This window comes from Cytophagia bacterium CHB2 (assembly GCA_030263535.1).
Lineage (GTDB): Bacteria > Zhuqueibacterota > Zhuqueibacteria > Zhuqueibacterales > Zhuqueibacteraceae > Coneutiohabitans.
This window is the reverse complement of record SZPB01000202.1, coordinates 1-11,856: the sequence shown is the minus strand read 5'-3', so window position 1 is coordinate 11,856 and position 11,856 is coordinate 1. Positions and strand designations below refer to the sequence as shown.

Here is an 11,856-nt window from a genome sequence, read left to right as displayed (position 1 = left end):
ATTATGCCCACATCGTGCTGGTGGCGCGCCAGCTTGGCGGGGAGCGGCAGTTGCCGCAGGAGGAGGTGCAAAAACTGTTCGCCTTGCGCGGGAAATACGGGCAAACCGGTTTGAACCCGGGTTGCGCCGTTTGCGACGAGCCTTGCCTGGGCAGCTCGTGTTTGAATTATGAGGAAAAGTATGTGAGCGGCAGTTCCGATCACCTGAGCGAGGTGGTCGATCGCATCGTCGCGCGGTTGCGTGCCGCCGCTGGAAGCCGACCTTTCGCTTGACTTTCAGAAGCAAATCATCTATATTGGCAGCCGTTTCAAAAATTTATCTGCCTATCTTTATTAGAATATACTCGTCGAGAGTTTTAATCTCACCAAGAGAAGGATGAGCCGTTCATGAGGCGCAATAACACGGTGCGTACGATTCTAATTGCGATCGTGGTTTTATGGGCTATTTATCAGCTTTATCCCACGGTCGTCGTCACCTCCTTGCGCGGCAAGGCGGAGACGCATATCAGCGCACTCACCAAGCTTACCAATATTCAACCCGATGAAATCAACCAGGCGCTTACCAAGGGCGTGCTGGAACAGCGCGTGCGGCAGGCATTGCAGGGCGAGGGCGCGCAATTGCCGGTTGCTTTGCAGGAAGTCGCCGCGTTGGTGAAAGTCAATGACGATCTTGCCAAGCATGAAAGCCAGGCGATAAAACGCGGCCTGGATTTGCAAGGCGGCTCCTACCTTGTTTATGAAGTCGATCTCCCCAAAATGGCCCGCGACATGGCCAAAAACAAAAATGCGCAATTCGATGAGATTTTGCTTGCGGTGGAAACCGAATCGGGCAAGCCCAATGTCGATTTCTTCGAAGTGTTGCAGCGTCGTTTTGCGGAGAAAGATTTGCGGTTGAATCGCTTTTTTGGTGAACGTTCGCAAACCGATGCCGACATCATCGCCGCGCTCAAAAAGAACGCGATAGACGCGGTTGACCGCAACCTTGAAATTTTGCGCAATCGCATCGATCAATTCGGCGTGTCTGAGCCTTCCATCACACGCCAGGGCGACCGGCGCGTGGTCATCGAGCTGGCCGGCATTTCGGATGTCGCGCGCGCCAAGAATATCATTGGCCAGACTGCATTGCTTGAGTTTCAACTCGTTTATGATCCCGAAGTGGTGAACGAAGTTTTTACAAAAATTGACAACGTCGTTAAGCGCGATATTTCACCGCAACAAGACAGCACCCAGCTCGCCGAAGCGGAAGTGGACACGTCTGCAGAAGCGAAAGTTCGTGAAGAAGAAGAGGTAAAAGTCGAGGATCTTTTTGGTAAATCCTCGATTCTCGGGGAGGATTCCTCGGAAGCGGCTTTGGCTGGCGTGGATTCGACGGTCGCCGTTGACAAAGAAATTTTTGGTGAAAGGCCGGTTCTTTCGCTTGGGGCTGCGCTGGGCCCTGACTTTGGATTCCCCGTCAAGAACCAGAGAATTGTAGAACGCATCATCAACAGCTCGGAAGTGGAAAGAGTTATTCCCGCGGATGCTGAGCTGGCCTGGTCAGGCAAACCCGAGCAAATCGCTGACAATCAGTATTATCGCCTTTACTTGCTCAAGAAAGAGCCGGAATTGACCGGCACCTACTTGACGGAAGCGCAGGCGACGATCGGCAGCGGCGCGGGCGTGGTGCGCCAGGGTGACTGGCAAGTCAACATGAATATGAACGATCAAGGCGCGAGAATCTTCTCGCGCGTTACCGGCGCCAATGTGAACAAACGCCTGGCCATTGTGCTGGATGGCAAAGTGATGATGGCGCCGAATATTGAAGACAGAATTCCAAACGGTTCAGCCGTGATTCGAGGCAGCATGGGTGCGCAGGAAGCGCAAGATCTTGCTATCGTGTTGCGCGCTGGCGCTTTGCAGGTTCCCATGAAAGTAATCGAAGAGCGCACTGTCGGGCCCTCGCTCGGCAAGGATTCGATTGCCAAGGGGCAATTCTCCGCCATTCTCGGCCTCATCATCGTCGTCGTGTTCGTGAGTATTTATTATAAACTCTCGGGTTTGATTGCGAATACGGCTTTGTTGATGAACCTTGTAATCGTCATGGCCGCGCTCGCGTTTTTTGACGCCACGCTGACGCTGCCGGGCGTGGCCGGTATCATTCTCACGATCGGCATGGCGGTGGACGCCAACGTGCTGATCTTCGAGCGCATTCGCGAAGAGTTGCGCGCCGGCAAAACTGTGCGCGCCGCCATCGACCAGGGATATAGTCGCGCGTTCTGGGCAATCTTCGATTCCAACCTCACGACGCTGCTCACCGCCATCGTGCTCTATCAATTCGGCACCGGCCCGATTCGCGGCTTTGCGGTGACGCTCTCCATTGGAATCGTCGCCAGCATGTTTACGGCGATTGTGGTCACGCGCGTTATCTTCGATTTCGTTACGTCGCGCCGGCGCATGGCGACATTAAGCATTTGATCGTCAGTTTTTTAGTCAGGAGAAACGGTAGCAATGGAATTTTTTCATCAAACCAATATTAATTTTCTTGCCAAGCTCAAAATTGCGCTATCCATTTCGCTGGCGTTGATTTTGGCCGGAATCGTTTCGCTCGTGGTGAAAGGCGGGCCGTTGTACGGCATCGATTTTTTGGGCGGCACGGAAGTCAATGTCAGATTTCATAATTCCCAACAAACCGCGGAAGTACGGCAGGCCCTGACGTCGCAGGGATTCGGCAAAGCAGAAATCAAGCAATTCGGCGACCCCACGGATTTTTTGATTCGCGTGCAAGAACAGGAGAGCGGAACTTCGATCTCTGACGGTATTCTCGCGGCTTTGCAAAAGGCTTTTCCGAACGATAAACCCGTGCTGCAATCCGTCGACAGCGTCGGTCCAAAAATCGGGCAGGAATTGCGCGACTCCGCCATCTGGGCCATTATCATTTCACTGGCGTTAATTTTGATTTATATCAGCTTTCGGTTTGAGTTTATCTTCGCGGTGGGTTCGGTCATCGCCCTCTTTCACGACGTCATGATCACGCTGGGGATATTTTCCATACTCAATTTGGAAATCAATTTGGCGGTGATTGCGGCGTTTCTAACTCTCGTGGGTTATTCGCTGAATGATACGATCGTGGTTTATGATCGCATTCGCGAGAACATGGTCTTGTTGCGCCGTGAATCCATGAACATTGAAAAAGTCATCAATCTAAGCATTAACCAAACGCTCAGCCGCACGATTCTGACGGGCGGCACCACGTTTATCGTTGTGGCGGTTTTGCTTTATTTCGGCGGCGAAGTGATCCGCGGCTTTGCCTTCTGCATGCTCATCGGCATCCTGATCGGAACCTATTCTTCCATTTTCATCGCGGCGCCGCTGGTGGTGGAATGGTACAAGAAGCATCAAACGGCAAAAATCAAGATGAAGCCGGTAGGCGTGCGTTAACTCATTGAGCGCCGCCGGCAAAGATGGTTCCGCCGGCGGGCTTTGCGCCTCATTCGAACAGTTCAAAGAGGTGTGAAAATGAATGTGCGAGAAAAAAACGTCGGCAACACCGTCGTCCTGGAACTGTCCGGAAAAATCATGGGCGGCCCGGACGCGAGTCTGCTCAACGACAAGCTGCATGAGTTGATTGACAAAGGCCAGACCAAAATCATCGCCGACATCGGCGGCGTCGAATGGATGAACAGTTCCGGCTTGGGCATTTTGATCAGCGGCTTGACGACGATGCGCAACAATGGCGGCGAACTAAAGCTCGCCAACGTGACGGAGCGCATTCAGAGCTTGTTGATGATCACCAAGCTGTTGACCGTTTTTGAAACGTACGAATCGGTCGATCAGGCAATCGCCAGCTTCAAATAAACCAGCCACGTGATGATTCGTTGCGCGCCCGCGCCGAACCCGGCGCATTCTTCTCCATTGTGCGCCTCCGTGAACAAACCTGCATATTTTTAATTTCCCCATTACTATGTCTGTTCAAATCGTTATTGGCGCCCAGTGGGGCGACGAAGGCAAAGGCAAGATCATTGACTTGCTCAGTGAAAATGTCGATGTCGTTGCGCGTTATCAAGGCGGCGCGAATGCCGGACACACCGTCGTTCTCGGCGACGAAAAATTCGTACTGCACCTGATTCCCTCCGGCATTTTGCACGAACACACCGTCTGCCTGCTGGGCAATGGCGTGGTCATTGATCCGGTTGCGTTTCTCGACGAAGTGAAGCTGCTCAAGCAGCGCGGCGTGGCTGTGCAAGGCCGCTTATTCATCAGCCATCGCGCGCATTTGGTGATGCCATATCATAAACTGCTCGATCAAAGCCGCGAATCAGCAAACGGGCATGAAAAAATCGGCACCACCGGCCGCGGCATTGGCCCGGCTTACGTCGACAAAGCGCATCGCATGGGCATTCGTGTCGTCGATTTGCTCGATGAAGAGGTGTTGCGCAGAAAAATCGAACAGAATTTGCAGGAGAAGAACGCGATCTTGAGCGCGCTTTATGATGAGAATCCCCTGGATCCGGAGGATATCTTGCGCGCTTATCAGGATTTTGACGAACAGCTCGACCCCTTTATCACCGATGTTTCGCGCCACTTGAACCACGCGATTGACACCGGGCAAAAGGTTTTGTGTGAAGGCGCGCAAGGCACATTGCTCGATCTCGATTTCGGCACGTATCCTTATGTTACTTCCTCAAGTCCGACGAGCGGTGGCGCCTGCACCGGTCTTGGTATCGGCCCCACGAAAATCGACACTGTCTTGGGCGTGATCAAAGCCTATACGACGCGGGTGGGCATGGGGCCGCTGCCCACAGAGATTCCGGAAGAGAACGGTGTGGATTTACGCAGCTTGGGCGCAGAATACGGCGCCACCACGGGCCGCCCGAGGCGCTGCGGCTGGTTCGATGTGTTGGTGGCGAACTATGCCGTGCAAGTCAACGGCATTGCCGCGTGGGCGTTGACCAAGCTGGATGTGCTCGATTCCCTGCCCGAAATTCAGGTGTGCACCGCCTATCGCCATCGCGGAAGGGAGCTGGCGCATTTCCCGGCGGATATGCGCATCCTGGAGAATTGTGAGCCGGTTTACGAGACCCTGCCGGGCTGGCGCGAACCGACCGGCAAGGCGCGCACCTTTGAGCAATTGCCGGCAGCCGCGCAGGATTATTTGCGCTTCATCGAGAAATTGACGCAGACGCCGATTCGGATCATTTCCGTTGGCGCCGGCCGCGAGCAAACGATTTTGCGGTGATCGAAATTCGTCGCGACTCCGTTCGGGGCAGAAGAATAGTGCGGATTTGAACCATACCAGATATGAATTCTTTGGGAGATTGCGCGATGACGATTACCACCACGGAATCCATCCAGGGCAAAACGATTGTCAAATATTTGGGCATTGTCACGGGTGAAGCCGTCATCGGCTCTCACCTGGTTGATGATTTGTTCAAGGGCATTCGCGGCATTGTTGGTGGGCGGACGAGCCGGCATGAAAAAAACTTGGTGGCCGCGCGAGGCCTGGCGCTCAAAGATATGCAAGCCAATGCCGCACAGCTCGGCGCGAATGCCGTGGTTGGTGTAGATTTGGATTATGAAGCTTTTGGCGTAGGCGAGACGATCTTGATCGTCATTGCCAACGGCACGGCTGTACTCGTGGAATAAGCGAAAGATCGTTCAGCGACGGCTTGGCCGGCGCTTTCGGTTTGAAAGCTAAAAATGCGGCATGAGGATCAGGCTATCACATTTCGATCAAGTCCCAAGGAGTGCCTTTTAAGTAACCTACTCATTTTTTAAACCGCGAATGAACGCGAATATTCGTTAATTTCAAAATTCGCGTTTATTGGCGTCCATTCGCGGTTTGTGATATGGGCAGGTTATTTAAGCGAGAATCCTAAATTGAGGTACCGATGACGCGTGCTCAAGCCTATCAACTGATGTGCGAGTGGACAGCCTCCGAAAGCCTGCGCAAACACATGCTCGCCGTCGAAGCGGCCATGCGTTTTTATGCGCGCAAATTCGGCGAGGACGAGGAAACCTGGGCAGTGGTAGGCCTGTTACACGACATGGATTATGAGAAACATCCCTCCAAAGAAGAACATCCCTATCAAACCGTAAAATTGCTGCGCGAGAGGGGCGAGCCGGAGGCGATTGTCCGCGCGATTTTGGCGCATGCCGATTATTCCGGTGTGACGCCTGAAACCCCGATGGAAAAAACCATTCTCGCTGTGGATGAATTGTGCGGCTTCCTCACAGCCGTCGCGCTGGTGCGCCCGAGCAAAAGCCTGCGCGACGTCGAAGTCAGCTCCGTTAAGAAAAAAATGAAAGACAAGGCCTTCGCGCGCCAGGTCAGCCGCGATGATATTTCGCGCGGCGCAACCTTGCTCGGCTTGACGTTGGACGAGCACATCGCGAATTGTTTGGAAGCGATGAAAGCGGTGGCCGGCGAATTGGGACTGGCCGGCCAGGTTTGAAGGCCGCGCTGATCCTCGGCGATTAACGCATCGCCCTCACCACCGCCTCGTGCAGTTTCGGGCGAAACGGCAAAATGCGCCGGTTCTCGCGCGTGGGATGAACGCGGTTGCTGAGCAACACGACCAGCAATCCGCTTTGCGGATCGGCCCACACCGATGTGCCGGTGTAACCGGTGTGGCCGAATGCTTTCTCACTCATCAACTTGCCCGCCGAATTATTGCCATCAGCGGTATCCCACCCCAAAGCGCGGCTGCTGCCTGCCACCAAATTCTGCCGTGAAGTAAACAATTCGATCGTTTTCGGCGAAAGCAGTTGCGTTTCGCCGTAGCTGCCGCCATTCAACAACATTTGCAAGAAAATGGCAAGATCGCGCGCACTGCCGAAAAGTCCGGCATGGCCTGAGACGCCGCCGAGCCGGTAGGCATTTTCATCGTGCACCACGCCGTGAGAAAATTTGCCTGTGCGGCCCTCGGTCCACGTATCGAATTCTGTCGGTGCAATGCGCGGCAGAAATTCCGTCGGCGGATTGAAAAACGTCTCCCCCATTTTGAGCGGCGCAAAAATTTCGTCACGGCAAAAAAGCTCAAGCGTTTTGCCGGAAATGCGTTCAACAATTTTCCCCAACAAAATCGCGCCAAGATCGGAGTAGACGGTTTTGGTTGCGGTGGGATATTCCAGTTCTTCGCGCAGAATGACGTTGATAATTTCATCGGCGGTTTTGTAGTCTCTATAGTACAATCGAAATGCCACCAAGCCGGAACAATGCGTCAGCAGATGGCGCACCGTGATTTTTTCCTTGTCTTTTCCGGTAAACTCCGGCAGATAGGTTTGCACCTTCTCATCCAGATCGAGCTGGCCGCGTTCATAAAGCAACATGCATGCGGTTGTCATGGCAACGACTTTGGAAACGGAGGCCAGATCATAAATGGCGTGCAACGGCACGAGGCGCGCATATTCGCCGTAGCCAAGGTTGCCGAACGCCTCGTGCATCACGATTTTTCCTTGGCGCGCAATGAGCAAAACCGCGCCGGGAAACACCGAATCGCGCACGGCTTGCCGCATCATCAGCCGCGCCGAGTCGAGCCCCGCCGCGGCCATCCCGGCTTCTTCTGGAAAAGCATATTGCAAGTTCGGCTTCATGGAAATTTCTTGCGCTACTGGTTGGTTCATTTTTACAGATAATTGCAAACCAGCGCCGCGCTCAAAATAGCCGGGAATGCTGATGGGCAAGCGACCGGTGATCGGCTCACGGCCGGTGAGGGCTCGTGCGGCTGCGAGACTCAACAATTCTTCCGCATCATAGGCCACAAGATAAGCTGCCGCTGCTTTGACCTGGGGATATAAATAAGGATTGCCAAAGCTGACAACGGCCGCCGGCACGCCGGTCGCAAGCAAAGAGTCAACCACCGGCTGCATGGCGCGCGGCAATCCCACCTCGCCTTTCCAGGCGCGCAGCGCCGTATAAATTGGCAGAACTTGTACGCTTGCCGCACGCACCGCCGCAAGCGCGGTCTTGATCTCTTCGGAAGAGCTGCGCGGGTGCAGCGACACAACTTCCAAACCGTTCACGAAGCGCCGCAGTTCTCGCACAAACGGCGTTCGTGTTATTGCGCGCGGCTCGTCTCCAATATTCACAACCGCGATGCGCCCGCTGCGATTAAGCGGGAGCACATTCTGTTCATTTTTCAATAACGTCATGGCACGTTGAGCGGCAACTTCAGCCGTTTGCACGGCTTCGGGACGGCGCAGGCGCGCGGCAACAGAATCCAAATTTACCAGGCGTTGCTGCTGCAAATTCAGGCGGGATTTGGCCAGCAGCATGCGCAGCACGGATTGATCGATTTGTCCGCTGGAAATCTCGCCGGAGCGCACGCGCCGCTCGAGTTCCTCGATCATCTGCGGAATATGCTTCTGTGCAAGAATGATATCCGCCCCGGCTTTGACCGCAGCCACGGTGGCAAACGCCTCGGTATAGTTTTTTTCGATCGCCCACATTTCCATGGCATCCGTAATCAAAACGCCCTCGAATTTCAGCCGGTCGCGCAACAGCCTTGTCATGATTTCGGGCGAGAGCGTTGCAGGCGCATAAGGATTCATGTTCACGCCGCGCACGTTGACGTGCGCCGTCATTATGAAATCTACACCCGCGGTCATGGCGCGGCGAAACGGCGCCAATTCGAGTTCCTCCAATCGTGCACTGTCGGCGCCGACATAAGCCAGTTCGATATGCGAATCCTGCTCGGTGTCCCCGTGGCCGGGAAAATGTTTTGCTGTCGCCAGCAAGCCGCCGTCATGGCAGCCGCGAATGAACGCCTCGGCAAAACGCGAAACCGTTGCCGCCTCCTCGCCAAACGCGCGCACATTGATGATGGGATTCGCGGGGTTGTTGTTGATATCGACCACAGGCGCGAACGTGATGCCCAGCCCCAGGGCGCGAGCTTCACGCGCCGTATGCCAGCCCACTTGATATGCGATACTCGTATCGCCGCTGGCGGCAAGCGCCATGTTGGTTGGGAAATCCGTGCCGCGAAAGCGCGCGGCGCCGTGCTCCATGTCCGCCGTAAACAGCAGCGGCGTCTTGCTCAGCGTTTGCAGGCGATTCGTCATGTACGCGGTGGCATAAGGCTCGCCATTCCAAAGATGCAAGCCGCCAATTTGGTATTCCGTAACCAACGTTTCAACTTCCCGCCACTGCGGATCGCTTTCCGGTTTGAAGTTGGTATCGAGGTAGTAGATAAAAAGCTGGCCCAGCTTCTCGCGCAATGACATTTTTGCCAGCGTCTTACTGGCCCAGGACGAGGAGGCCGGCTTTAGCGATGAAGAAAAGCGCTGAGAAGATTGCGCCAACACCGTCACGGCGCCAGTGAGTGACAGTACAACGCTGAGGACGATGGACTTGACTAAAACGCGCTTTAGATGATACGCACCGGCGGCAAATAAATCCGATTTCATTGCAACGAGCCGGATCGTCGGGGTTCCGGCGGTTGCGTGAACATGTTTCAAAATACGCACGTCTTGCTCCCAAAAAGGTTCACACCGGCAACGAAACTAAATATTTTCACACAGCATGATCTGTTGCATGCTTACAAGCCGGGCAATTGCCTGACATCGATCTTCTTGTTGAAGATAATCCGGCCGGGCGCATTGCTGTCGAGATCGCGCGCCTCGACCACGAGTTGAAACACGTCCGGATGAATCGGGCTGAGGTGAATATCGACGTCGAACAACTCACCGGTTGCGGGTGTGCAGGCGTTGTTCATATCGAGCCGGATGTCGATGCGTTCGCCGCCCTCTTCAATTTCCGCTTGTGGCTGTGGATTACAGCCTTCCACCACAACGTTGAGGCGCAGCAGCCGCAGTATTTTATTGAAGCGCAATTGCAGCGAATCGGGCACGGGTTGATAATTTGGCGCGTTATGCGAGTAGGCGGAAAGCGCGACAATCGCCGTCGGAATATCGGCATAAAGCGAGGTGGGCTGCCTGTCGCAGGCAAACAGCACGGCGGCAATCAGCGTGAAGCCGATCAACTTGGCGGCGGTTTGAGCATTGACCATAATCCGCATCCTTGTGCAAAGCAATACCGCGGCAAAATATGAAAAAGATTCACAAAAGAAAACAGGAATGCCTTGCTTTTCTCGATGATTTTTTTATCTTTTCGACTCGATCTTTTTAAGGCAGCCACTAATCTCAACTCGCGGTCTTCAGCTATTGCCAAGATTAGCCGGTTTTAGGAAGAAGTGAATACAAGGAAAGGCAATATGAAAACGATTCTCGTGGTCGAGGATGAAAAAAATTTGCGCACGCTTTATTCTCAGGAGTTGGAAGCTCTGGGTTATCAGGTGATTGCCACGGCGGACGGCCGCGCCGCCCGCGAGCAAACCAGAAATCGCCAGGTCGATCTTGCGATTGTCGATATCAAACTAAACGGCGAAAACGGCCTGGAAGTCGTGCGCGATCTGATGCAGGAAAATCGCAACCTGAAGATCATTTTGAATTCTGCGTATTCGACATACATGAGTGATTTCACCAGTTGGTCGGCGGATGCTTATCTCGTCAAATCCTCGGATTTAAGTCAGCTCAAAACAAAAGTCCGGGAATTGACGGCGCAAGAAAATGGCCATTATGTTGTTTGATCAAACCGGAGTCCATAACGGCTGTGCCTGCGTTCGGAGTCGGCCAGACGAGTGTGCGTTCGCCGGCGCCACGACGATTATCGCTTATCTTCGCTAACGCCCTCGTGTTGACGATCTCACCAAACGACGATATCCCTGCGTTTATAGATTTGAAACTGATGTGAGAATGCCTTCATGGCTGGAACTTGCTAAGGTACTTTCATATGCCCGCATGCAAAAAATGTCAACGTGAGATCTCGACGGTCGAGGCGCAATTCTGTCCTTATTGCGGCGCGCCGATTGGTGATGAAGGCTTGTTTGAATTCAACGCGCAAGCGCCCCCGCCGCCTGCAGAAGCCGCCGCGCCGGTGCCGGCGTTTCCGGATGCTTACGAGCCTTTCTCGCCGCCGCCGCGGACTGAAGCAAAACGTCCGACCGACTGGGAAGATCGCGCGAACCTCGGCTTTCTGCGCGGCTTGAGCCAAACCTTGAGCGACGCCACCTTGCGCCCCTCGGAATTTTTTCGGCGCACCTTGCCCACCGGCAACATTGGTTCCGCGCTCTTGTTCGCCCTGCTGGTTTGGATGACGGCCGGCCTGATCTCGCTGTTTTGGCAAAGCCAGATGATGGATTCGTTTCCGCTTCTGGAGCAGCTCGAACGCGAATTCAGTTTGGAGTTCGGGCGGGAGCAATACGGTTTGTATGTGCTGGTTTTGCCGTTTTGGATGACCCTCGTCATTTTCGTGTCTGCCGCGATTTTTCATGTCTGTTTGCTTTTGGTGGGCAGCGGAAGAAGCGGCTGGGAAGCGACCTTTCGCGCGTTGTGTTACAGTTTCGGGCCGCAATTGCTCAGCGTCTTGCCGGTGTGCGGCGGGATTATCGCGATGTTTTGGCAACTCAGCATTGTGCTCACCGGCTGGCGCGAATTTCATCAGAGTTCGACGCCGCGCGTCGCGCTTGCTGCGTTCTTGCCGCTCATTTTATGTTGCGGGTTCGCGTCATATTTTCTCTTTCGGTTTGCCGATGTCCTGTCAAATCTCAATTTGCCGCAATAACGTGAGGCCGGAGCTTGCCATGCGGCAACAACTTTGGACGAGCATCGGATTCGCCTCGCTTTTGCTGTTGAGCGTGCTCGCGCTGAAATTTGCAGCGCCGCTTGCACACCTCTTGCCGCGCTGCGTGATGTATGACTTGTTCGGTTTGCCGTGCCCCACGTGCGGCGCCACGCGCGCATTTTTGGCGTGCGCCCGCGGCGATTTCGCCGCGGCCTTTGCGGCCAATCCCTTGACCACGCTGATCTACGCCTCGCTGTT

Annotated in this window: 11 protein-coding genes; 9 read left to right on the top strand and 2 right to left on the bottom strand. The window is 54.4% G+C overall.

What is annotated here, in order from left to right:
- Positions 1-386 precede the first annotated feature (386 nt).
- The 6 genes from secD (at position 387) to FBQ85_18245 (ending at position 6,430) form a co-directional block, all read left to right on the top strand.
- Positions 387-2,453: a protein translocase subunit SecD gene (secD, locus tag FBQ85_18270; GenBank protein MDL1877081.1), complete on the top strand. Its 2,067-nt coding sequence runs from the start codon at positions 387-389 to the stop codon at positions 2,451-2,453.
- Positions 2,454-2,486: 33 nt separating this feature from the next.
- Positions 2,487-3,416, top strand: coding sequence for a protein translocase subunit SecF (secF, locus tag FBQ85_18265; protein MDL1877080.1), 930 nt, complete (start codon positions 2,487-2,489; stop codon positions 3,414-3,416).
- 78 nt (positions 3,417-3,494) lie between these two features.
- A complete protein-coding gene (locus tag FBQ85_18260; protein ID MDL1877079.1) occupies positions 3,495-3,833 on the top strand; it encodes an STAS domain-containing protein in 339 nt (112 codons plus the stop codon).
- A 106-nt stretch (positions 3,834-3,939) separates the two neighbouring features.
- Positions 3,940-5,214 (top strand): adenylosuccinate synthase, encoded by a 1,275-nt coding sequence (locus FBQ85_18255; GenBank protein ID MDL1877078.1) that lies wholly within the window; start codon positions 3,940-3,942, stop codon positions 5,212-5,214.
- 86 nt (positions 5,215-5,300) lie between these two features.
- Complete coding sequence (locus FBQ85_18250) at positions 5,301-5,621, top strand: heavy metal-binding domain-containing protein (GenBank protein ID MDL1877077.1); 321 nt, start codon at positions 5,301-5,303, stop codon at positions 5,619-5,621.
- 245 nt (positions 5,622-5,866) lie between these two features.
- Positions 5,867-6,430 carry an HDIG domain-containing protein gene (locus FBQ85_18245; protein MDL1877076.1) on the top strand — a complete coding sequence of 188 codons (564 nt, stop codon included), beginning with the start codon at positions 5,867-5,869 and terminating at the stop codon, positions 6,428-6,430.
- Between the two features lie 22 nt (positions 6,431-6,452).
- Here the strand turns inward: FBQ85_18245 and FBQ85_18240 are convergent, their stop codons facing one another.
- Both FBQ85_18240 and FBQ85_18235 read right to left on the bottom strand, forming a co-directional pair.
- A complete protein-coding gene (locus FBQ85_18240) occupies positions 6,453-9,443 on the bottom strand; it encodes a beta-N-acetylglucosaminidase (protein ID MDL1877075.1) in 2,991 nt (996 codons plus the stop codon).
- Positions 9,444-9,514: 71 nt separating this feature from the next.
- Positions 9,515-9,985 carry a hypothetical protein gene (locus tag FBQ85_18235; GenBank protein ID MDL1877074.1) on the bottom strand — a complete coding sequence of 157 codons (471 nt, stop codon included), beginning with the start codon at positions 9,983-9,985 and terminating at the stop codon, positions 9,515-9,517.
- A gap of 204 nt (positions 9,986-10,189) precedes the next feature.
- Here FBQ85_18235 and FBQ85_18230 point away from each other — a divergent pair, with 204 nt between their 5' ends.
- From FBQ85_18230 to FBQ85_18220, 3 genes are all read left to right on the top strand, one after another.
- Positions 10,190-10,564, top strand: a complete 375-nt coding sequence (locus tag FBQ85_18230; protein ID MDL1877073.1) for a response regulator — start codon at positions 10,190-10,192, stop codon at positions 10,562-10,564.
- A 203-nt stretch (positions 10,565-10,767) separates the two neighbouring features.
- Positions 10,768-11,598, top strand: a complete 831-nt coding sequence (locus FBQ85_18225; protein ID MDL1877072.1) for a zinc-ribbon domain-containing protein — start codon at positions 10,768-10,770, stop codon at positions 11,596-11,598.
- Positions 11,567-11,856: DUF2752 domain-containing protein (locus FBQ85_18220; protein ID MDL1877071.1), on the top strand; the 290-nt coding region annotated here is incomplete at its 3' end. The genes FBQ85_18225 and FBQ85_18220, both read left to right, overlap by 32 nt.

Excerpts from the sequence above, each read along its gene's own strand:
- secD (MDL1877081.1), top strand. The coding sequence starts at position 387 with ATGAGGCGCAATAACACGGTGCGTACGATTCTAATTGCGATCGTGGTT.
- secF (MDL1877080.1), top strand. The coding sequence starts at position 2,487 with ATGGAATTTTTTCATCAAACCAATATTAATTTTCTTGCCAAGCTCAAA.
- FBQ85_18260 (MDL1877079.1), top strand. The coding sequence starts at position 3,495 with ATGAATGTGCGAGAAAAAAACGTCGGCAACACCGTCGTCCTGGAACTG.
- FBQ85_18255 (MDL1877078.1), top strand. The coding sequence starts at position 3,940 with ATGTCTGTTCAAATCGTTATTGGCGCCCAGTGGGGCGACGAAGGCAAA.
- FBQ85_18250 (MDL1877077.1), top strand. The coding sequence starts at position 5,301 with ATGACGATTACCACCACGGAATCCATCCAGGGCAAAACGATTGTCAAA.
- FBQ85_18245 (MDL1877076.1), top strand. The coding sequence starts at position 5,867 with ATGACGCGTGCTCAAGCCTATCAACTGATGTGCGAGTGGACAGCCTCC.
- FBQ85_18235 (MDL1877074.1), bottom strand. The coding sequence starts at position 9,985 with ATGGTCAATGCTCAAACCGCCGCCAAGTTGATCGGCTTCACGCTGATT.
- FBQ85_18230 (MDL1877073.1), top strand. The coding sequence starts at position 10,190 with ATGAAAACGATTCTCGTGGTCGAGGATGAAAAAAATTTGCGCACGCTT.
- FBQ85_18225 (MDL1877072.1), top strand. The coding sequence starts at position 10,768 with ATGCCCGCATGCAAAAAATGTCAACGTGAGATCTCGACGGTCGAGGCG.